This is a genomic window from Leucobacter alluvii (genome assembly GCF_039530485.1).
Lineage (GTDB): Bacteria > Actinomycetota > Actinomycetes > Actinomycetales > Microbacteriaceae > Leucobacter > Leucobacter alluvii.
In genome coordinates, this window is sequence record NZ_BAAAOP010000005.1 from 436,689 (window position 1) to 457,065 (window position 20,377).

At 68.1% G+C, this 20,377-nt stretch carries 20 protein-coding genes; 14 read left to right on the top strand and 6 right to left on the bottom strand.

Features of this window, described 5'->3' with window-relative positions; translation table 11 throughout:
* The first annotated feature begins 65 nt into the window (after positions 1-65).
* The 9 genes from ABFX18_RS06555 to ABFX18_RS06595 all read left to right on the top strand — a co-directional run bounded on the left by ABFX18_RS06555 (position 66) and on the right by ABFX18_RS06595 (position 7,683).
* Positions 66-914 (top strand): 3-hydroxyacyl-CoA dehydrogenase, encoded by an 849-nt coding sequence (locus ABFX18_RS06555; protein ID WP_346057798.1) that lies wholly within the window; start codon positions 66-68, stop codon positions 912-914.
* 168 nt (positions 915-1,082) lie between these two features.
* On the top strand, positions 1,083-2,648 hold the full coding sequence (gene ffh, locus ABFX18_RS06560; RefSeq protein WP_346057799.1) for a signal recognition particle protein: 1,566 nt from the start codon (positions 1,083-1,085) through the stop codon (positions 2,646-2,648).
* Between the two features lie 142 nt (positions 2,649-2,790).
* Entirely contained in the window at positions 2,791-3,207 is a 417-nt protein-coding gene (rpsP, locus tag ABFX18_RS06565) for a 30S ribosomal protein S16 (protein WP_090148462.1), read from the top strand.
* A 5-nt stretch (positions 3,208-3,212) separates the two neighbouring features.
* Positions 3,213-3,485: an RNA-binding protein gene (locus ABFX18_RS06570; protein WP_090148465.1), complete on the top strand. Its 273-nt coding sequence runs from the start codon at positions 3,213-3,215 to the stop codon at positions 3,483-3,485.
* Positions 3,485-4,162: a ribosome maturation factor RimM gene (rimM, locus tag ABFX18_RS06575; RefSeq protein ID WP_234037057.1), complete on the top strand. Its 678-nt coding sequence runs from the start codon at positions 3,485-3,487 to the stop codon at positions 4,160-4,162. Before ABFX18_RS06570 ends, rimM begins: the two co-directional genes overlap by 1 nt.
* Positions 4,159-4,896 (top strand): tRNA (guanosine(37)-N1)-methyltransferase TrmD, encoded by a 738-nt coding sequence (gene trmD, locus ABFX18_RS06580; protein ID WP_346057800.1) that lies wholly within the window; start codon positions 4,159-4,161, stop codon positions 4,894-4,896. The genes rimM and trmD overlap by 4 nt, the downstream gene beginning before the upstream one ends.
* Before the next feature lie 64 nt (positions 4,897-4,960).
* A complete protein-coding gene (locus ABFX18_RS06585; RefSeq protein WP_346057801.1) occupies positions 4,961-6,295 on the top strand; it encodes a MurT ligase domain-containing protein in 1,335 nt (444 codons plus the stop codon).
* Positions 6,292-7,020, top strand: coding sequence for a type 1 glutamine amidotransferase (locus ABFX18_RS06590; RefSeq protein WP_336661631.1), 729 nt, complete (start codon positions 6,292-6,294; stop codon positions 7,018-7,020). Before ABFX18_RS06585 ends, ABFX18_RS06590 begins: the two co-directional genes overlap by 4 nt.
* A gap of 105 nt (positions 7,021-7,125) precedes the next feature.
* Positions 7,126-7,683: a YceI family protein gene (locus tag ABFX18_RS06595; RefSeq protein WP_090148477.1), complete on the top strand. Its 558-nt coding sequence runs from the start codon at positions 7,126-7,128 to the stop codon at positions 7,681-7,683.
* Between the two features lie 56 nt (positions 7,684-7,739).
* Here the strand turns inward: ABFX18_RS06595 and ABFX18_RS06600 are convergent, their stop codons facing one another.
* Genes ABFX18_RS06600 through ABFX18_RS06610 form a run of 3 tightly spaced genes read right to left on the bottom strand, consistent with a single transcriptional unit; the run spans position 7,740 to position 10,546 of the window.
* A complete protein-coding gene (locus ABFX18_RS06600; RefSeq protein WP_090148481.1) occupies positions 7,740-8,807 on the bottom strand; it encodes an FUSC family protein in 1,068 nt (355 codons plus the stop codon).
* Entirely contained in the window at positions 8,804-9,853 is a 1,050-nt protein-coding gene (locus tag ABFX18_RS06605) for a phosphatase domain-containing protein (RefSeq protein WP_090148483.1), read from the bottom strand. Before ABFX18_RS06605 ends, ABFX18_RS06600 begins: the two co-directional genes overlap by 4 nt.
* Before the next feature lie 9 nt (positions 9,854-9,862).
* Entirely contained in the window at positions 9,863-10,546 is a 684-nt protein-coding gene (locus ABFX18_RS06610) for a VTT domain-containing protein (protein WP_090148486.1), read from the bottom strand.
* A 263-nt stretch (positions 10,547-10,809) separates the two neighbouring features.
* Between ABFX18_RS06610 and ABFX18_RS06615 the strand changes: the two genes are divergently transcribed.
* The 4 genes from ABFX18_RS06615 (at position 10,810) to cydC (ending at position 16,826) form a co-directional block, all read left to right on the top strand.
* Positions 10,810-12,264, top strand: a complete 1,455-nt coding sequence (locus ABFX18_RS06615; protein WP_211648203.1) for a cytochrome ubiquinol oxidase subunit I — start codon at positions 10,810-10,812, stop codon at positions 12,262-12,264.
* Positions 12,265-12,273: 9 nt separating this feature from the next.
* A complete protein-coding gene (cydB, locus tag ABFX18_RS06620; protein WP_090148489.1) occupies positions 12,274-13,302 on the top strand; it encodes a cytochrome d ubiquinol oxidase subunit II in 1,029 nt (342 codons plus the stop codon).
* 105 nt (positions 13,303-13,407) lie between these two features.
* Positions 13,408-15,114 (top strand): thiol reductant ABC exporter subunit CydD, encoded by a 1,707-nt coding sequence (gene cydD / locus ABFX18_RS06625; protein ID WP_346057802.1) that lies wholly within the window; start codon positions 13,408-13,410, stop codon positions 15,112-15,114.
* Positions 15,114-16,826 (top strand): thiol reductant ABC exporter subunit CydC, encoded by a 1,713-nt coding sequence (gene cydC / locus ABFX18_RS06630; protein WP_346057803.1) that lies wholly within the window; start codon positions 15,114-15,116, stop codon positions 16,824-16,826. Before cydD ends, cydC begins: the two co-directional genes overlap by 1 nt.
* On the opposite strand, the gene ABFX18_RS06635 is transcribed toward cydC, so the two are convergent.
* Entirely contained in the window at positions 16,801-17,619 is an 819-nt protein-coding gene (locus ABFX18_RS06635) for an aminotransferase class IV (protein ID WP_346057804.1), read from the bottom strand. The two genes, cydC and ABFX18_RS06635, sit on opposite strands and share 26 nt — an antisense overlap.
* Positions 17,616-18,338, bottom strand: coding sequence for a maleylpyruvate isomerase N-terminal domain-containing protein (locus tag ABFX18_RS06640; RefSeq protein ID WP_346057805.1), 723 nt, complete (start codon positions 18,336-18,338; stop codon positions 17,616-17,618). Before ABFX18_RS06640 ends, ABFX18_RS06635 begins: the two co-directional genes overlap by 4 nt.
* A gap of 34 nt (positions 18,339-18,372) precedes the next feature.
* Here ABFX18_RS06640 and ABFX18_RS06645 point away from each other — a divergent pair, with 34 nt between their 5' ends.
* A complete protein-coding gene (locus ABFX18_RS06645) occupies positions 18,373-19,791 on the top strand; it encodes an anthranilate synthase component I family protein (protein WP_346057806.1) in 1,419 nt (472 codons plus the stop codon).
* Between the two features lie 21 nt (positions 19,792-19,812).
* On the opposite strand, the gene ABFX18_RS06650 is transcribed toward ABFX18_RS06645, so the two are convergent.
* Entirely contained in the window at positions 19,813-20,352 is a 540-nt protein-coding gene (locus ABFX18_RS06650; protein WP_346057807.1) for an SRPBCC domain-containing protein, read from the bottom strand.
* Positions 20,353-20,377: the final 25 nt, after the last annotated feature.

A 20,377-nucleotide genomic window follows, 5' to 3' on the forward strand; every position in this document is an offset into this window, starting at 1 on the left:
GGAGTAGACCGGGGGTGTAGGCAGGCTCTGGCCCACCAGGCCGGAGCCATCGAGAAAGGGTCATCATGCAGCGTCTCACCGTACTCGGCACCGGAGTGCTCGGTTCTCAGATCATCTTCCAAGCGGCGTACTTCGGCAAAGAAGTGGTTGCGTACGACATCGACGATGAGGCGTTGGAGAAGCTGCCCGCTCGCTGGGAGTACCTCAAGCCGCTCTATATCCGCGATCTTCCCGACGCGACGCCCGAGAAGCTCGACGCCGCCGTCGCGCGCATTCGCGCCACGACCGATCTGGGGGAGGCGCTGGCACAAGCGGAGCTCGTGATCGAAGCCGTGCCTGAGAACCTCGAGATCAAGCGCGACACGTGGCGCCGCGTCGGCGAACTGGCTCCCGAGACCGCGATCTTCGCGACGAATTCGTCGACGCTCTTGCCGAGCGACATCGCGCCGGCCTCCGGTCACCCCGAGCGGTTCCTCGCGCTGCACTTCGCGAACGAGGTGTGGAAGAACAACACCGGCGAGGTGATGGGCCATGCCGGCACCGATCCTGCCGCGTTCGAGGCCGTCGCGCAGTTCGCCGACGAGATCGGGATGGTGCCGATCCGCGTGCTGAAAGAGCAGCCGGGCTACGTGCTGAACTCGCTCCTCGTCCCGTTGCTCGACGCAGCGAGCGGGCTCTTGATGGGAGGCGTCGCGACGCCGGAGGACATCGACCGCACGTGGCGCATCGGCACGGGCGCGCCACTGGGGCCGTTCCAGATCTTCGACGTCATCGGCATGATGACTCCGTACATGCTCAACAAGGACAGCGACAAGCCCGGGGCTCGCGAATTCGCGGAGTACCTCAAGCGCGAGTACATCGACAAGGGGTACCTCGGAAAGGGGAGCGGCCGCGGCTTCTACACCTACGAATAGGTGGGCCGCCGGTCCAGCCGCCGGCCCAGCGATGGGCCCAGCCGCCGGCCCAGCGATGTGCCCAGCCATCGGCATCGGTGACACATTCGACCTCGGTGAGCCCCCATTGCGGGAGAACGGCTCACCGGGGCCGACTTCCCGACCGATGCGAGCTAGAATGAACCCGCTATGGCTACTTTCGGAAACCTCTCGGCGCGACTGACCGACACCCTCAAGAATCTTCGTTCGAAGGGCAAGCTCTCCGCGTCCGACGTCGACAGCACGGTCCGCGAGATCCGCCGCGCCCTGCTCGAAGCCGACGTCGCGCTCGACGTCGTCAAGGAATTCACGTCGAAGGTGCGCGAACGCGCGCTCGGCGATGAGGTGAACCAGGCGCTCAACCCGGCGCAGCAGGTGGTCCAGATCGTCAACGAGGAGCTCGTGGCGATTCTCGGCGGAGAGCAGCGGCGCCTGCAGTTCGCGAAGAACCCTCCGACCATCATCATGCTCGCCGGGCTCCAGGGCGCCGGTAAGACCACGCTCGCCGGGAAGCTCGCGAAATGGCTGCGCGATCAGGGGCACACGCCGCTGCTCGTCGCCTGCGACTTGCAGCGACCGAACGCCGTGACCCAGCTGGGAGTCGTCGCCGAGCAGGCGGGAGCCGAGATCTTCGCACCCGAGCCGGGCAACGGAGTCGGCGATCCCGTGCAGGTGGCGAAGCGCGGCGTCGCCGAGGCCCGTTCCAAGCACTACGACTTCGTCATCATCGATACCGCAGGCCGACTCGGCGTCGACGCGGAGCTGATGCGGCAGGCGTCGGACATCCGCAAGGCGACGGATCCCGATGAGGTGCTCTTCGTCATCGACGCGATGATCGGACAGGACGCCGTCGCGACGGCTCAGGCCTTCCAGGAGGGCGTCGACTTCACCGGCGTCGTGCTCACGAAACTCGACGGCGATGCGCGCGGCGGCGCGGCGCTCTCCATCCGCAGTGTGACCGGCCGCCCGATCCTCTTCGCCTCCACCGGTGAGGGGCTGAACGACTTCGAGCCGTTCCACCCGGACCGCATGGCGAGCCGCATTCTCGACCTCGGCGACATTCTGACCCTCATCGAGCAGGCGCAGTCCGCGTTCAACGAGGACGAAGCCCGCAAGGTCGCGGAGAAGATCTCGCAGGACGCCTTCACCCTCGACGACTTCCTCGGTCAGATGCAGCAGCTGCGCAAAGCCGGTTCGCTCAAGAAGATGATGGGCATGCTGCCCGGCATGGGCAAGATGCAGTCTCAGCTCGACAACTTCGACGAGCAGGAGATCGTGCACACCGAGGCCATCATCCAGTCGATGACGAAGGCCGAGCGCGAGAACCCGAAGCTGCTGAACGGCTCCCGGCGGCTGCGCATCGCCAAGGGATCGGGCATGACCGTGACCGACGTGAACCAGCTCGTGCAGCGCTTCGAGCAGGCGGCGAAGATGATGAAGACCGTCGCCCGCGGCGGCGTGCCGCAGATTCCCGGAATGGGGCCGGTGCCAGGGATGGGCGGCGGCCGCAAGAAGCAGCAGCCCGCGAAGGGCAAGGGCAAGCGACGTTCTGGCAACCCGGCGAAGCGTGCTCAGGATGCCGCCGGAATCGCCGCGAAACCATCCGGCGCGTCCGAGGGCGGCTCCGGATTCGGCCTGGGCGGAGGCGGCGCTGCGCAGCCGAATGAGGAGGATCTGGCCAAGCTGCAGCAGATGCTCGGCAAGGGTCTGCGGTAAGAAAGCCTGTTCGCAGCAAAAATTGCAATATGCCGCCGAGTGTGGCACTATTGACGGGTTCGCGCATCTTGCGCGCCCACGCTTCCGCGATCCGGCCGTCTGGCACGAGATGCGGCATCGTTCACCGATTCAAGGAGTCATCATGGCTGTCAAGATCCGTCTCAAGCGCCTCGGCAAGATCCGCGCGCCCTACTACCGCATCGTCGTCGCTGACTCGCGCACCAAGCGCGATGGCCGCGTCATCGAGGAGATCGGCAAGTACCACCCGACCGAGAACCCCTCCTTCATCGAGGTCGACTCGGATCGTGCGCAGTACTGGCTGAGCGTCGGCGCTCAGCCGACCGAGCAGGTCGCGGCGATCCTGAAGCTCTCGGGCGACTGGGGCAAGTACACCGGAACCGGCGAGACCGAGTCCAAGATCCTCGCTCCCGAGGCGAAGGTCCCCTTCGAGGCCGATGCTGCGAAGAAGCCCGTACTGCGCCCGAAGGCTGAGAAGCCCGCTGCCGCTGCCGAGGAAGCCCCGGCCGAAGACGCTGCAGCCGAGTCGACCGAGGCCTGACACCTTTGGCTCAGCAGGCACTCGGAGAGGCGCTCGCGCACCTCGTGCGCGGAATCGTCGATCACCCTGATCGGGTGCGCGTCGATGTGCGCGACGGTGGGCGCGGCGACGTTCTCGAGGTGCACGTGCACCCGAGTGATCTCGGTCGTGTCATCGGTCGAGGCGGTCGCACTGCCTCGTCGCTGCGCACGCTCGTGCTCTCGCTCGCCGGCGGTGAACGTGTGCGCGTCGATGTCGTGGACACCGACGCTGCCGATAGTGCGGAGACCGAAGCCTGATGGCGGATCCGCAAGGGCGAGCGCAGGCTCCCCGTCCCGCGAGCGGGGCGGGGAGCCTCCGCGTTGGTCGCCTCACGAAACCGCATGGTCTCAAGGGCGGGCTCAAGGTCGAGCTCTTCACCGATAATCCGGAGCTCCGCTTCGTGCCGGGCGCAGAATTCCACCTGCAGGTTCCCACGGATTCGCCCTGGTTCGGTCGCACCATCACGATGCGCGACCTGCGCTGGTTCAACGAGTCTCCGGTCGGATTCTTCGCCGAGGTTCCGGACCGCACGACGGCCGAGAGCATCGTCCGCGCGATTCTGTGGATCGATGAGCAGGCCGTTGCGGAGGGCGAGGAAGACGACGCCTGGTACCACCACCAGCTCGTCGGCCTCGACGTCGTTCGCGACGCAGCCGAGCCGGGCGGCGAGGCGGTCAAGCTGGGTGTCGTGGCGGAGGTGCAGCATCTCCCCGCGCAGGACCTGTTGGTGGTCACGACCGCCGACGGTCCCGTCCTCGTGCCGTTCGTGACCGCGATCGTGCCGAGCGTCGACATCGCCGCAGGCGTCGTACATGTGACGCCGCCGCCTGGGCTCTTCGACGAGTCCGAGGCGGAATCCGACGGAACTGATGCTCCGCAAAGCGGCAACGCCGGTGATTCGCGGTCAGGCGGCTCGGAGGAGAGTCCGGAATGAGGATCGACGTCGTCTCGATCTTCCCCGGCTATTTCGACGCGCTCGAGCTCTCGCTGCTCGGCAAGGCGAGACAGCGGGGACTCATCGAGGTGCACGTGCACGATCTGCGGGATTCCGCGCACGACAAGCACCGGACCGTCGATGATACCCCCGCTGGCGGCGGTGCGGGAATGGTGATGAAGCCGGAGCCCTGGGGCGAGGCCCTGGACGGCATCCTCAGTGAGGCCGAGCCGGACGCGGACCCGCTCGTGATCTTCCCATCGCCCGCCGGCGATGTCTTCACGCAGACGATGGCCCGCGAGCTCGCCGACGAAACGCACCTCGTCTTCGGGTGCGGCCGGTACGAGGGCATCGACCAGCGCGTCTTCGACGAGTATGCGAGTCGTGGGCGAGTCCGGCTCGTCAGCATCGGGGACTACGTACTGAACGGGGGAGAGGTCGCTGCGATCGCGATGATCGAGGCGATCGGCCGGCTCGTTCCCGGCGTCGTCGGCAATCCCGAGAGCTTGGTCGAGGAATCGCATGAAGAGGACGGACTCCTCGAGTACCCGAGCTTCACCAAACCCGCGAACTGGCGCGATCGATCGGTGCCAGAGGTGCTGTTGAGCGGCAATCATGCCGCGATCGACGCGTGGCGTCGCGAACAGCGCATCGAACGCACCGGGCGGGTCAGACCCGAACTGCTGTCGCGCGAGATGCTGGGCCGACCTCCGGGGCGGCACGCGGCCGAGTGATCGCCACGCCGCGTGTGCGGCGCGCGCGTTCGGCTGCATTCGTCGCTGCCTCTAGGCTGGGAGCATGCGTGATGTGGTTTCAGCCGGTATCGGCAAGGCGGTGCGGCAGGTCGCCCGGCTCCGCGGCGGCGGGTCGGCTCTGCCCGGCCTCGTGATCGAGAAGCTCGACCCCGGCTTTCTGAGCCGTGTCCTTGGCCGGCTGCCGTACGGGGTCGTGGCGGTCAGCGGAACCAACGGGAAGACGACGACGACGAAGATGGTCGTCGAACTGCTCGAGGCCCGTGGGCTGCGCGTCTTCACGAATCGTACGGGTTCGAATTTCTCCCGCGGGGTCGTCGCCGCAGCGATTCAGGAGAGCGATCTGCGCGGTCGGCTCGATGCGGATGTCGCCGTGCTCGAACTCGATGAAGCCCACGCGATGTACTTCATCGACCGAGTGGCTCCTCGGTTCACACTGCTGTTGAACGTGCTGCGCGATCAGCTCGACCGTTTCGGTGAGATCGATACGACCGCCAAACTTCTGCAGCGGATCGCAGATGCCACGACCGAGGGTCTGGTGGTGAATCGTGAAGATCGACTGATCGCAGCCATCGGCGAGCTCACTCGAGCCCGCACCGGCGCGCACGTCGACGTTCGCGAGTTCGGTCTCTCCGATGCGCTCCTCGCCATGTTCCCGAGTGACGACGATTTCCATCTTTCAGCGACGCCGGCAGAGGCGGCGCGGGAACAGCGCACGCCGGCTGACGTGATGCTGCTCGAGGTCGGGGACCATGAAGCGGTGTTCGGCGTCGACGGCGGTCAGTACCGGACCTCGCTCAAGCTGGAAGGGCTGTACAACACCTTCAACGCGGCGGCTGCGCTCGCCCTCGTGCGTCAGATTCTGGATGCCGGGCCGATCGCTCCTGAGGCCCCGGGGCGACGCGCGGCAGCCACGACCGGCGAACTTGTGACGGCGCTCTCGGAGATCCGCCCGGCATTCGGGCGAGGCGAGCAGCTGGTGCTCGACGGGGAACCGCTCGAACTCGTCCTCGTGAAGAATCCGGCTGGATTCCGACTGGGGCTCGCGTCGTTCCAGGCCGAGGGCGTCGCCGCGATGATCGCGATCAACGATCAGTACGCGGACGGCCGGGACATGTCGTGGCTGTGGGATGTCGATTTCACCTCTCTCGCGGAGTCCGGCGTCGATACGGTGTGCGGTACGCGTGCCTGGGACATGGCACTGCGTCTCGAGCACGACGACGTCCCGGTCGGGCACGTCGAGGAAGACCCCCGTCGCGCGCTGGCGACCTTCCGGGAGCGCACGCTCGGTCGCCCGCGGCGCATCTACTGCACGTACACCGCGATGCTCGACCTGCGTCGCGCCCTCGCCGATCTGACCGATGTGGAGGACGTCTGGTGAACGATATCGATCGCGAACTCGCCATCGTCTCGCTCTACCCGCGAGACATGAATATCTACGGTGACCGTGGCAATGTGCTCTCGCTCTCGCGCCGAGCCGCCGCCCATGGTTTCTCGCCGCGGGTGGTCGATGTGAACCCCGGCGACCCGCTTCCGGACACCATCGACATCATCGTCGGCGGGGGCGGGCAGGACTCGGGTCAGGGCAGGGTCGCGCTCGATCTCGCGCAGCGGGCGGATCAGATGCGCACCCTCGCCGACGACGGTGTGCCGATGCTCATGATCTGCGGTCTCTATCAATTGTTCGGCCACCGCTTCATCACGCATGCGGGTGACGAGCTCACGGGGATCGGCGTGCTCGACGTCGAGACCCTCGGCGGGACGGAACGGATGATCGGGAACGTCGTGCTCGACACGGAGGCGTTCGGCGAGATCATCGGCTATGAGAACCACAGCGGCAGCACGCAGCTCGGGCCCGGCTCTGCGCCCCTGGGCCGGGTGGTGCAGGGAGCCGGCAATGCCCCCGGCGCCGGTGTGGAGGGAGCGCGCACGGCGAATGTGATCGGCAGCTACCTGCACGGATCCCTGCTGCCCAAGAATCCCGCGCTCAGCGATTTCCTCATCGGGGAAGCCGCGCGCAGGCGCTACGGCTCATTCACGCCGGTCGCGGCCACGCCCGACACCGTGCTCCGTGCGCGCGAAAGCGCGAAGCGACGCCCCCGATAGCCCCGGAGCCGCGCGCGGAAAAGTTTCTGCTCGCACCCGGGAATATTCGTCTGCATGTAATAGTTGTGCTCATCGGACCTCGCACACTCAATCGAAAGGCATGACATGACCATCACCGCAGAGCAGATCCCCGGGTACCGCGTCGGAACGTGGGCCGTCGACCCCACGCACTCCGAGGTCGGCTTCTCCGTTCGCCACCTCGCCATCAGCAAGGTCAAGGGCAAGTTCGAGTCCTTCGAAGCCACCTTCACGACGGCGGAGAACCCCCTCGAGTCGAGCGTCACCGCGAGCGCCGACGTCGCCTCCGTGAACACGAACGAGAAGAACCGCGACGGCCACCTGGCCACCGGTGATTTCTTCGCCGCCGATGAGTTCCCGAAGCTGACCTTCGTGTCGACGGGCGTGCGCGAGGAGAACGGCAACTTCTTCGTCGACGGCGATCTGACGCTCCGCGGGGTGACGAAGCCGGTGACCTTCGACTTCGAGTTCGGCGGCTTCGGCGAGGACGCCTACGGCAATTACAAGGCCGGTTTCACCGCGACCACGCGGATCAAGCGCGAGGACTTCGGGCTGACCTGGAACGCTCCCCTCGAAAAGGGCGGGCTGCTGCTCGGGTCCGATGTGACGATCACGCTCGATGTGCAGGCGGCGCTCGTCAAGTAGCCGACGACACTGCTGGAATCGCCGTCACCGCGGAAGCGGGGCGGCGATTCGTCGTTTCAATCGAGTTCGCCGGTGATGCGCCCGCGCACGCGGCGCAGATCCTCCAGCAGAGAGCCGATGAGTACCCAGTGCTGCTCATTCGGCCTCGGGATGGTGAGGGGAGTGGTCAGCGCGAGTGGCTCGACCGCGCCCTCGCCCCTCGTGCCGCCCTCGACGAGGAGCTCGAGATCGTGCGCGGCACGTCGCATCTCCTCCGCCATGCCGATGACGAAGGGGTCGTCGGTGAGCTCGGGGGCGTAGAGATCGGCGAGCGCGCGAGCCATGCCGACGATCTGCGTGACGATGCGCTGCAGGCGCTCGAACTGTGCGTCGTCCTCCGCGAGACCCTCGCGATAGCGCCGACTGCGAGGATTGAACCTGAGGCTCTCGCGGGCCTGGCGCAGGAGGGCGTGGACGCGGGTGCGCTCTTCTTGCAGCCCCCTGGCGTCGGCGAGCATCTCGGCGAGCCAGGGCCGGTTGCGCGGTTCGTCGAGCGCGTCGGCGATGCGACGCAGCACCTCGGCCGAGTGCTGCGTGAGGTCGACGATCGCGAGATGCACCGAAGACGTGCGCACCGGGGCGACGACGAGCGCATTCAAGGCCACGCCGATCGCGGCTCCGATCGCTGTCTCGATGAGGCGCTCGGCGCCGTAGTGCAGTTCGAGGCCGCCGAGCGCGATCATGAGCAGAGCGCTGATCGCGACCTGATTCGCGGCCGAAGGCGTCATGCGCAGCAGCCACCCGACGCCCATCGCGACGATGATGGCCGCGATGAACAACCACGACTGCGGACCGAAGAGCGCGCCCGCGCCGATGGCCACGCCCACGCCGACGAGCACGCCGACGACGCGCTCGATTCCGCGGGTGAGCGACTGATCGACGTTGTCCTGCATGACGATCAGCGCGGCGATCGCTCCGAAGATCGGCAGCTGCTCCGGAAAGATCGCGAGGCAGATGAACCAGGTCAGGATCGCCGCGGCGGCGCCCTTGGCCAGCTGCCACCAGGCGGGCCGCACCGACACCGTGAACCGGCCGGTGAGATCGCGCTCGAACCGGCGCCACGGGCGGGTCGCGGGTCCGGTCACAGAAGTCCCAGCTTGCGCAGCTCCTCGCGCAGTGTCGCCCCGTCTGGGCCGTACACCCAGGGCACGCCGCTCGTGCTCCGGTGCAGCCGCGCCTTCGAGCGCCCGCCGGCGAGCACCGCTTCGCCGACGGAGAGCTGACGGATGAGCACCGCCGCGACGCTCTCGGGGTGGGCGGTCGCGAATTCGTGGTACAGCGCCTCGTCGTGCTGCCCGTCGTCGCCGATCAAGATCCAACGGATCCCGGGGAACTCTCTCACGATGCGTCGCAGTTCGCGTCGTTTGTGCTCTCGGCCGCTCCGGAACCAACGATCATGCGTCGGGCCCCAATCGGTGAGCAGGAGCGGCCCCATCGGATAGAGATTGCGCGCCAGGAAGCGGCTGAGCGCGGGCGCTGCGTTCCAGGCCCCGGTCGAGAGGTAGATGACGGGAGCGCCGGGATGCTCGGCCATCAGGTGATCGAGCATCACCGCCATGCCGGGTGTCGCCGAACGCGCATGCTCGTCGAGCACGAAGCTGTTCCACGCCGCTACGAACGGGCGGGGGAGAGCGGTGAGCAGGATGGTGTCGTCGATGTCGGAGATCACCCCGAACTCGGCCTCCGGCGCCACCACGTTCACGGGGGCATCGGCCGCCTCGCTGTCGCCGGCTTGAAGGGTCACGGTGTGCCAGCCCCGTTCGAGCTGCACCGGCACGATGGCATCGATGACCCCGCCGCGATCCGCCGTCACTTCGGTGACGGGCTCGCCGTCGATGAGCACGCGCACCGTCTGATGCGGCACCGAGAGGCTCGTGAAGGTGCGCCAGCCGCGCACGCGCGATACCTCGGCCACGTCCGGCCGGAAGCGGGTGTGCTCGCGACTCTCCGGCTTCAGGTACAGCACGCGTCCGAGCACGCGCACCCATTCGGTCGTGCCGTAGCCGATGTACGGAATCACGGAGGGCTTCTTCCCGCGCGAGATCGCTCGGCGGGCGCGGCGCCCGTGCAGCCAATCCTCCAGGCGAGCCGCGAAGCGGGGTCGAGGGTCTGGCTGGGGTGGCGAAGTCACCAGGACAGTCTAGGGCGTCGGGGTGTGCGGATCCTCAGACGATTCGTCTGCGCCGGCGACGTCGAGGTGGCGTTGCTCGCGGCGCAGGAACCACTTCTTGATTCCCCAGATGGCGAGTGCGACAGCGGCGGCGAGACCGGCGAAGACGAACCCGGCGCCTTTGACGCGTGCTGCGAGTTGGTCGTATCCGGCGGCGGCGCCGACGCCGAGCGAGACGACGATCAGCGACCAGACGATGCTGGCCGCTGCGGTCCAGACCAGGAACCGGCGATAGCGCATTCCCGCCATGCCGGCGGTCAACGGCACGAGCGAGTGCAGCACCGGCAGGAATCTCGAGAGGAACACCGCGACCCCTCCGCGTTCTCCGAGGTAGTGCTCGGCGATGCGCCAGTTGCGCTCGCCGAGTCTTCGTCCGGCACGGCTGGCCCGGATTCGGGGTCCGATCCATCTGCCGAGGAAGAAGCCGATGCTCTCTCCGGCAACGGCGCCGAGGATCAGGGCGATGACGAGCCAGATGAACTGAGCGGGCGTGGTCACTCCGATGGCGGACACCAGCGCGATGGTGTCTCCAGGCACGATGAGGCCGACGAAGATCGACGTCTCGAGCATCATGCCGACGCCTGCGAGCAGCGTGCGCAGGACCGGGTCGAGGTCGCGGATCCATTCGATCAACGTGCTCAGGAAGTCGGTCACGCCACCGAGTGTAACGACGACGTCGCAAGGAACATCGGGCACGGGCGAGTGCGAGGTCGTTTCGACGTCGAGAGATATACCGTTCGGCGCCGAGTGAAATATGCTTCGAAGCCGAACCAGATTCGCAGGAAACTCACAGAAACGGTAAAATCGAGTCAGTCGGCATCCGGCCGATGGCTCCGGCGAGAATTACATCTCGTAGCGGACCTCACTAAGGGAGTGCACCCTTGGTGGGGCGCGCGACCTTCGTTCTGGAGCGTTACATGAACGAGTTCTTTGATCCCCTGACGCTATCGCGATGGCAGTTCGGGTTGACGACGCTGTACCACTTCATCTTCGTTCCGCTGACGATCGGCATGTGCCTGCTCGTCGCCATCCTGCAGACCGCGTGGGTGAAGACGGGCAAGTTCAAGTACCTGCGCCTCACCCGTCTGTTCGGCAAGATCTTCCTCATCAACTTCGCGATGGGCGTCGTGACCGGCATCGTGCAGGAGTTCCAGTTCGGCATGAACTGGTCGAACTACTCCCGCTTCGTCGGCGACATCTTCGGCGCCCCCTTGGCGATGGAAGGACTCATCGCCTTCTTCTTCGAAGCGACCTTCATCGGGCTGTGGATCTTCGGGTGGGACAAGCTGCCGAAGAAGATCCATCTGATGACGATCTGGTTCGTCTGGCTCGGCACCGTCGCCTCGGCCTATTTCATCCTCGCTGCGAACGCATTCATGCAGAATCCTGATGGATTCACCATCAACGAGGAGCGCGGGCGAGCCGAACTCGACAGCATCGGCGCCGTGCTCACGAACCCGGTCGCCGTGACGCAGTTCCCGCACACCATCTTCGCCGCCGTGATGTTCGCGGGAGTCGTCGTCGTCTCGACCGCCGCCTGGCACCTGCGTCGTGGGCAGTACCTCGACGAGATGCGGACAGCGCTCCGCTTCGGCGCGTGGACCAACATCGCCGCCTTCATGGGCGTCGGGCTCACGGGCCACTCGCTCGGCATGGTCATGACCGAGACGCAGCCGATGAAGATGGCCGCTGCGGAAGCGCTCTACGAGAACGCCTCCGGCGCTGACGCGTCGTTCTCCGTGTTCAGCCTCGGCACCCCCGACGGAGCCCACGAGATCTTCTCGATCCGCATCCCCTATCTGCTGTCCTTCCTCTCGAACGGCACGTTCAACGGGTCCGTCGAGGGCATCCGCGATCTGCAGGCCGAATACACCGCGCAGTACTGCGGCGCCGATTCGCTGCTCACGTGCCCGACCGACGGTCAGTTCGCGCCCATCATCTGGGTCACCTATTGGGCGTTCCGCTGGATGATCGGCCTCGGCGCACTCGCTGCGCTCGTCTCGGTCGTCGGGCTCTGGATCACCCGGAAGAGCATGGACCTTCCCGACTGGGTGTGGAAGGTCGCGATCTGGACCGCACCCCTCCCGATGCTCGCCTCGCTCGTGGGGTGGGTCTTCACCGAGATGGGCCGGCAGCCGTGGATCGTCTTCGGCGTGATGACCACCGAACAGGGCGTGTCGCCCGGAGTTCCCGGATGGGCGGTGCTGATCTCCCTGCTCGTCTTCACGATCGTGTACGGCGCCCTCGCCGTCGTCGAATTCAAGCTCATCACGAAGGCGGCGAAAGAGGGCCCGCCCGAGATCGCGCTGAGCTCGGACGCCGACGGCAAGCCGGGCGACGCCGACCACCAGCAGCTCGCCACGGTCTACTAGGAGACGGACATGGAACTCACCACACTCTGGTTCTTCATCGTCGGGGCGATGCTCATCGGCTACTTCGTGCTCGACGGATTCGATTTTGGCGTTGGCATGTCGCTGCCGTTCCTCGGGAGGGACGACCGCGACCGGCGTCTCATCATCAACACGATCGGTCCCGTCTGGGATCTCAACGAGACGTGGCTCATCGTCGCGGGCGCCTCGCTCTTCGCCGCGTTCCCCGAGTGGTACGCGACGATGTTCTCCGGCTTCTACCTGGCGCTCCTCGTGATCCTCGTCGCCCTGATTCTGCGCGGGGTCTCGTTCGAATACCGGCACCAGGGCAAGGGTCGCGAATGGACCCGGTGGTTCGATCAGTTCATCTTCTGGGGTTCGGTGGTGCCGCCGCTCCTCTGGGGCGTCGCGTTCGCGAACCTCGCCCAGGGGCTCCCGATCGCGCCGATGGAGAACGGCGGCTGGATCTACCAGGGCACACTGCTCACTCTGCTGAACCCCTACGGGCTGCTCGGCGGACTCACGATGCTCCTCATCACGTTCGCGCACGGTCTGGTGTTCATCTCGCTGAAGACCGCGGGTGACATGCGAGTGCGAGCTCGCTCGCTCGCCACGAAGGTCGGTGCCGCGGCGATCATCGCGGGAGCGACGTTCCTCGGATGGACGATCATGCAGCACACCGATAGCCCGACGCTGTGGGTGATCGTGCTCTGCTCAGCGGTCGCCGCACTCGCGCTCATCGGGGGTTGGGCCGCGAATCTCGTCGGACGAGAAGGGTGGGCCTTCACCGGCAACGCGATCGCCATCGCGTTCGCTCTGCTCGCGATCTTCATGGCGATGTTCCCGAATCTCATGGCATCGAGCATCGACCCCTCGTACTCCATGTCGATCGTCGGCGCCGCGAGTTCGCAGAAGACGCTCGAGCTCATGACGTGGGTCGCGGTCTTCACCCTTCCGCTCGTGCTCGCGTACCAGGCGTGGACGTACTGGATCTTCCGGAAGCGGTTGACCCGGGAGGCGATTCCCGTAGGTGCGCACTGAGTCGGTGCGCAGGGCCCGGGGTTTCATCTGATGTGACTCCCCGGGCTCCCGTAGACTGCCTCGAGCGGTTGTGACTTCCGCCGCCCATCGACACTCAGGAACCTCGTGAAACCCTTCGACCCGAGATTGCTCCGGTATGCGCGCGCTGCGCGCGGCGTGCTGATCATCGGCGCCGGGCTCGGTCTGCTGCGCACCTGCGCGGTGCTGGCCTGGGCGTGGTGCCTGGCGCAGGCAGTCACCGCTGCAGCCCTTCCCGTGATGGACGGCATTCCCGGGGTGCGGGGCAGAATCGACGAGGGAGCGTTCGATACCGGTCAGCTTCCCTGGCTCATGCTCGGCGCGCTGGTCGCTGTGTGCGTGCGTTCCATCGCCGGTTGGGGCATGGACGCCGTCGCGGCGCGCGGTGCGGTCCGCGTGAAAGCTCAGCTCCGAGCGGCGGCGCTCGATGCGCTCGACGCCCGCTCGCCCCAGCGGGATGACGGGCCGGGCGACGCCGAACTGGCGACGTCGCTCGGCCGCGGGCTGGACGCGCTCGACGGCTACTTCTCCGGGTACATCCCGCAGCTCCTGCTCACGGGTGTCGCCACTCCCATCCTCATCCTCGCCGTCCTGCTCGCAGATCCGCTCAGCGGCCTGATCGTGGTCGTGGTGTTCCCGATCATCCCGGTCTTCATGATCCTCATCGGTCTTGCGACGCAGGCAGTGCAGGATCGGCAGTGGGAGCAGTTGCAGCGCCTCTCATCGTCATTCCTGGACGTCGTTGCCGGCCTCGCCACTCTGCGGATCTTCGGCAGGCAGGGCCGGCAGGTCGCGCGCATCACCCGCGAGACCGATGAGTACCGCTCGCGCACCATGAGCGTGCTGCGCGTCACCTTCCTCTCGGGGTTCGTGCTCGATCTCGCCGGCACCTTCTCGATCGCGCTCGTCGCGGTGACGGTCGGAACCCGGCTGGTGAGTGGCGAGTTCCCCCTCGGGCTCGGCCTCTTCGTGCTGCTGCTGCTCCCCGAGACCTTCGTGCCGATCCGGCAGGTCGGTGCTGCGTTCCACGCATCGACCGAAGGCCTGGCGGCTGCGTCGCGGGTCTTCGCGATCATCGAGGCGGCTGATTCGCGCCCGAACGGGGCAGCATCCTCTGAGGGCGGTGGCGCTCGCGACGCGCGGCGCTCGGCTGACGGGCGACAGCCCGGACTGAGTTTCGATGCGGTCAGCGTCGCCAGGGGAGGCCGGCGCGTCGTCGGCCCCGTGTCGTTCGATGTCGCTCCAGGAGAGATGGTGGCGATGTCCGGACCATCCGGCGCCGGAAAATCGACGTTGGTCGCGGTGCTGCTCGGCTTCGTCGAGCCGATCCGCGGGCGTATCATCGCACCCGGTGCGCTCGCGTGGTCGGGCCAGCGTCCCGGCCTGCTGCACGGCAGCATCGCCGAGAATGTGGCGCTCGGGTCGGACGAACCCGATCGAGCGCTCGCGCGGCGCGCGCTCGACGCCGTCGGTCTCGAGCACCTCGACCTCGGCCTCGAGCTGGGCGTCGCAGGTGCCGGCGTGTCCGGTGGTCAGGCCCAGCGCATCGCCGTGGCCAGGGCGCTGTATCGAGCATGGCGGCTCGACTGCGGCGCGCTCGTGCTCGATGAGCCCAGCTCTGCCTTGGACTCGTCGAGCGAGGCGTTGGTGTGCGCCGCTCTTCGCGCGGAGGCGGATGCCGGGCGGGCCGTGCTCGTCGTCAGCCATCGGGAAGCGGTGCACCGGGCAGCCGATCGCGTGGTGCGCATCGATGCGAGCCATCCGGAGCCGAGCATTGCGGGGGTGGACGCCTGATGCGCGCGATGCAGACCGAAGCGGTCACCCGTCGGCAGCGGCGAGCGGTACTCGATCGGGCCATGCCGAGCCGGTCGCGGCGTCTTCCCGGCATTCTGCTCGGAGTGCTGGCAGATGCGAGCGTCGTCGGCCTGCTCGGGCTGAGCATGTGGCTGATCGTGCGGGCGGGGGAGCAGCCCCCGATCCTCCATCTCACGTTCGCGATCGTCGGCGTGCGAGCGCTCGCGATCGGTCGCGCCGCCTTCCGGTACGCCGAGCGGCTCACGAGCCACGATGCGGCGCTCGCTCAGCTCGCCGTGCTGCGGTCGCGCACCTTCGCCTCACTCGTGCCGCGGGTGCCGGGCGCACTGGAATCGCACCGGCGGGGAGAAGTGCTCGCAGCGTTCGTCGATGACGTCGACCAGCTGCAGGACGAAGCGCTGCGGGTGCGCCAGCCGCTCATCGTGAGCGGCATCGTCACAGGTCTGAGCGTGATGCTCGTCGCACTCATATCGGTGCCGGCCGCGCTCGTGCTGCTCGGCGCGCTCGTGATCGGCGGCGGCGTGGCAGTCGCGCTGGCGAACCGGCTCTCCGGCGCGCAGGATCGGGAGCTGAGCGCCGCACGAGCCGCAGTCGTCGACGCCCTGCTCGAGCGCTTCTCCGCGGGCGAGGTGCTCCTGGCCTTCGACGCCGTCGAGATGCAGCGCGCGCGGATCGCCGCTGCCGAGCAGCGCCTCGCGACCCTCCAGCTCCGCCGCGCGCGCTCGGCCGGCCTCACGGCTGCCGTCCTCGGGTGCGCTGCCGGAGCGGCCTCGCTCCTTGCAATCGTCGCGATGCTGCCGACGTTGGGCGATGGGCTCTCCGCGCCGCTCTTCGCTGCTGCCGTCGTCGTTCCCGCCGCCGTCTTCGAGGTCTTCGCGCAGGTTCCCGCAGCTCTGTCTGCCAGGCGTACGGTGCAGGCGAGCGCCGATCGCGTCGCCGATCTCACGGAGGGCGCGCTGCCGAGCGAAATCGTCGCCGACTCGGGAGATGCCGATGAACCGTCTCCGGTGGGGCGCGAAGCGGTTCGCGCCCCCGTCGGAGCGCCGCTGATCGAAGTGCGCGGGCTCGCCGCCAGGTACCCGGGGGCCGCGAGCGATGCGATCAGCGGCGTCGATTTCGTTCTCGATGCGGGCGAGACGCTCGTCGTTCGCGGCGCGAGCGGAGCGGGCAAGAGCACCCTCGCGCTCGCCCTCGTGAGATTCCTCGAATCGCGCGGGGAGTACCGAGTGCGAGGCCTCGATGCACGGGCGCTGCCTGCCGACGCCGTGCGCGAGATCGTGGGTCTCTGCGAGCAGCGGCCCTACCTCTTCGACTCCGATCTGCGCCAGAATCTCAAGTTCGCCCGCGACAGCGAGGAGCGCGGTACCGCGAGTGACGACGATCTCTGGGCGGTGCTGGATCGCGTCGGTCTCGCCGAGTGGGCGCTCGAGCGCGGCGGCCTCGATGCGCGGCTGGGTGCGGACGGAGCATGGATCTCCGGCGGTCAGGCGCAGCGGATCGCGCTCGCTCGCGCCATCCTGGCCGATTTCCCGGTCGTCGTGCTCGACGAGCCGACCGCGGGCGTCGATCGCGAGCTCGCCGACCGACTGGTGCTCGACCTGCTGGGGGCAGTGCCCGATGATCGGGCGGTGATCCTCATCACCCATACCGAGCTGCCGCAGGAGATCAGCGCCTCGCGCGTGGATCTGTGATCGGCTCCCAGCGGCGATCGAGCATCTCGCGGAAGTGCGCCAGTCGTTCCTGATCGTGCGGTGCGCAACGGGCACCGTCGAGGTGCGACACCGGTCGGATGCCGTGGAGGGCGTTGACCGCCCAGACCTCGTGGTGCAGCAGCTCGTTCAGCGTTGCGACCCGCGGCTCGAGCTCGGCAGCTTCGCGGATGAGCGCTTCCGTGATCGACGGGACGCGGTCGGGGAGTGCAGAAACGGCGCCCCGGTGCGTTTCACGGTTCCACCAGATCAGGCTGGTCGTCGCTCCCTCGAGCACGCGACCGTCGCGATCGAGGAGGAGCGGCTCGGCCCCGAGCTCGTGCCTGAGTGCGGCGTAGCTGGCGATGTTGGGCCCCTTGCGGCGAGCGCGCGGCAGCGGCCCGCTCGGACACGATCGGAGTGAGATCGTGAGCTGCAACTGCGGCAGTTTCCGGATCGCGAGAGCGAGTCGGGGTTCGCGAATGCTGTCGCTCGGGCCGGGTTCCCACAGTTCGAACCGGGGAAACCCGTCTCCGCTTCTCGCGAGTCGGCTGCGCGCCGAATCGAGAAACGCGGAGACGCGACCTCTGACCTCCGCGGGGTTCGCCTCTGGCGACGCGTCGAGCCAGGCGGCGTGGGCCGTCTGCGCGAAGCGCTCGAGGTGGCGCGCGAAACCGCGCACCGCTGCGTCGACGTGCGCGCCCGCTTCACCGCCCCTGACCGCACCGCGCACGCGGAACGAGTCGGCGGCGAGAAGCCTGCCCGTGGCCCCGTCGGTGCCGCTCTCCGGGGTCACCGATCCCGGTCCCGACTCTGGGCACTCGTGCTGCGATCTTCACGCGGGCGCGCGAGCACGGAATAGCCCGATCGAAGCTCCCCGCGTCCCGTAAGGGCGCGCAGCACCTCCCGGCCGTCTCCGTTGCCGACCGCGAGGGCTCCGGCGAGCCGCATCGTGCTCAGAAGCGGAGCGGTCGGAGGCTCGGCGAACTCGTCGGGCAGGCCCGTTCGGGTGCTCGCGGTGTCAGACGCGGCACGCACCGCCTCGCAGATGTCGAGACCGTGCACGATCAGCTCGAAGGTGCGAGTCCGCAGGTACGCGCTCAATCGCATTCCGCCGATGACCGTGCTGACGATCGGGTCTCCGGCGTCTCGCACGGCGCCGAGTACACGAGCAGCGATCTCGGCGAAGCGCAGAGCCGGGTCCTCGCCGAGCGCCGTGCCCGCCTCGACTCCGCGGGCGCTCACCGAAGCGCCGCTCGCCGCAGTCGCGCCGGACGCACGGGCGAAGTACTGCTCCGCGCCCCCGACGGCATCGACCTCGAGCGGTGCGGCGAGCCCCCGCTCGACCGTGAGGAGCGCGCGACTCGTGTGCCCGACGAGCGCGCGCAGATCCCAATCGCCGAGACCAGGGGCACGCCAGTGAGTATCCGGCACGCCGTCGACCACGCTCACAGCCCACGCGGTGGCGGCAGCGAACTCCGTGCGCGACTCAACGATCCCGTCTCCCTCGTGCATGTCGTGAGCGTAGCACCGGCGGTACGCTGAGACGATGCCCGATCCGATGCGTGAACCGGTCGCTCGCGCCGTGCGTGCGCGCGTGAGCGCCGTCGAGATCGCACGTCGCTTCGCCGACACCGGGTCGCCCTGGTTCTGGTTCGACGGAGCCGGGGCAGCACCGGGGGAGCCGCGGGTGTCGACGCTCGGGATCGCGGGCGAGGTGCGCCTCGCCGCCCCGGGGGGCGAACGCGCCTTCCTCTCGGATCTGCGGGACGCGTCGGACGCCGTGCCGCCCGCCGGTGACCACGCCTCGGACACCGCTGGAGACGCGCCGGTATACGGCGCCCGTCGGGCAACCGTCGGTTTCGCAGGGGGATGGGTCATCGCCCTCACCTACGAATTCGGCGTCGCGCTCCTCGAGCCGCCCGTGGCGTCGGACGTGGAGCCCGGGACCCCCGCCGACCCTGCCGCCGTTGCGCTCCGGTGCGATGTGGTCGTGGCCGTCGATCACGACTCCGGAGCCGTCGAATTGCGCGGACCGAGCACCGCCGCGGTCGATGCGTGGCTCGCGGAGCACGGAGAGCATCTGCGCGCCCGGGAGCGAGGAACGGAGATGCCGGCGCCGGCGTCTGATCCCGAAGCATCCCCGGCCCAGTGGCGCAGCGGGGATGCCGACTACGCCGCGGCGGTCGAACGCTGCCGGGACGCCATCCGGGCGGGCGACGCCTACGTGCTCTGCCTGACCGACACCGCCGAGGCCACGGGAGTGTTCGACGCCATCGAGGTGTACCGACGCCTGAGCGGGTCAGGAGCGCCGGTGCGGGGCGGAATCGTCGACGCGGGCTCGCACGTGCTCGTCAGCGCGAGCCCGGAGCGGTTCCTCTCGGTCCGCGGCGCGACGGTCTCGACGCACCCGATCAAGGGCACCCGTCGTCGAGGAGGGTCGCCGAGCAGCGATCGTGCGCTCGCGGCAGCACTCGCGGCCGATCCGAAGGAGCGCGCGGAGAACCTGATGATCGTCGACCTGATGCGCAACGACCTGAGTCGCGTGTGCGAGCCGGGCTCGGTGCGCGTCGACCGGTTTCTCGATATCGAGACCCACGCTCATGTGCATCAGCTCGTGAGCACGGTCTCCGGCACCTTGGCGGGCGGCCAGGGCATCTGGGACGCCATCGTCGCCGCGTTTCCCGGCGGTTCCATGACGGGTGCCCCGAAGCTCCGGGCCGTGCAGCTGCTGCAGCGGTTGGAGGGCGGGCCGCGCGGGTTCTACTCCGGGTGCTTCGGGTGGATCGATCGCCGGGGCGACGCGGAGCTCGCGATGACGATTCGCAGCGTCGAGATGCGGCGGGGCGATCGGCCTGCGGTCGCTGTCGGCGCCGGGGGAGGCATCACCATCGATTCAGTCGCCGCCGACGAGGTCGCGGAGAAGCACCTCAAGGCCGCCGCGCTGCTCTCTGCGCTCGCCCGCTGATCGGACTCGGGCGCGGCCCGCTCAGACCTCGCGCTCGACCAGTGCCGCGAGTGCCGCGGTCACCATCGTCCAGCCGTCGACGAAGCCGAGCTCCTCATGCCTCGCGCGGACGTCCGCGCTCGCATGACGCGCCGTGGCCCGGTACGCCGTGCCCTCCGGGTGGTCGGTGAGGGTGAACTCGGCGGTCACGGCAACGGGTGCCGGAGCAGCGGGCCGCCACTGGGCGTCGAGCGCATTCGTGAAGACGATGCGCCTCGAGGCCTCGACGGTCACGGACACGGCATTCATGTGCGGCTCGAAGGCCCTTCCGTCCTCGCTCATGCTCGTGATGAGCGCGCCGCCCGGCACGAGTTCGAGCCGTTCGACGCGTGCCGTCATGGGGGCGGGGATCCACCAGCGGGCCAGGCGATCCGGATCCGTCCACGCGCGCCACACGATCGCACGGGGAGCGCGGATGATGCGCGTGATCGAGAGATCGCGCTCCGCATCGAATGCGGCGGCGAAGGGCGTCTCGACGGGCGACGGCTCGATCGTCTCATCGGGCTGTGGCGAGAGTGACATGCGAGCTCCTCTGCTGCGCGCCCGG

Coding starts and splice junctions, on each gene's coding strand:
- ABFX18_RS06555 (WP_346057798.1), top strand. CDS start 66: ATGCAGCGTCTCACCGTACTCGGCACCGGAGTGCTCGGTTCTCAGATC.
- ffh (WP_346057799.1), top strand. CDS start 1,083: ATGGCTACTTTCGGAAACCTCTCGGCGCGACTGACCGACACCCTCAAG.
- rpsP (WP_090148462.1), top strand. CDS start 2,791: ATGGCTGTCAAGATCCGTCTCAAGCGCCTCGGCAAGATCCGCGCGCCC.
- rimM (WP_234037057.1), top strand. CDS start 3,485: ATGGCGGATCCGCAAGGGCGAGCGCAGGCTCCCCGTCCCGCGAGCGGG.
- trmD (WP_346057800.1), top strand. CDS start 4,159: ATGAGGATCGACGTCGTCTCGATCTTCCCCGGCTATTTCGACGCGCTC.
- ABFX18_RS06585 (WP_346057801.1), top strand. CDS start 4,961: ATGCGTGATGTGGTTTCAGCCGGTATCGGCAAGGCGGTGCGGCAGGTC.
- ABFX18_RS06595 (WP_090148477.1), top strand. CDS start 7,126: ATGACCATCACCGCAGAGCAGATCCCCGGGTACCGCGTCGGAACGTGG.
- ABFX18_RS06615 (WP_211648203.1), top strand. CDS start 10,810: ATGAACGAGTTCTTTGATCCCCTGACGCTATCGCGATGGCAGTTCGGG.
- cydB (WP_090148489.1), top strand. CDS start 12,274: ATGGAACTCACCACACTCTGGTTCTTCATCGTCGGGGCGATGCTCATC.
- cydC (WP_346057803.1), top strand. CDS start 15,114: ATGCGCGCGATGCAGACCGAAGCGGTCACCCGTCGGCAGCGGCGAGCG.
- ABFX18_RS06640 (WP_346057805.1), bottom strand. CDS start 18,338: ATGCACGAGGGAGACGGGATCGTTGAGTCGCGCACGGAGTTCGCTGCC.
- ABFX18_RS06645 (WP_346057806.1), top strand. CDS start 18,373: ATGCCCGATCCGATGCGTGAACCGGTCGCTCGCGCCGTGCGTGCGCGC.
- ABFX18_RS06650 (WP_346057807.1), bottom strand. CDS start 20,352: ATGTCACTCTCGCCACAGCCCGATGAGACGATCGAGCCGTCGCCCGTC.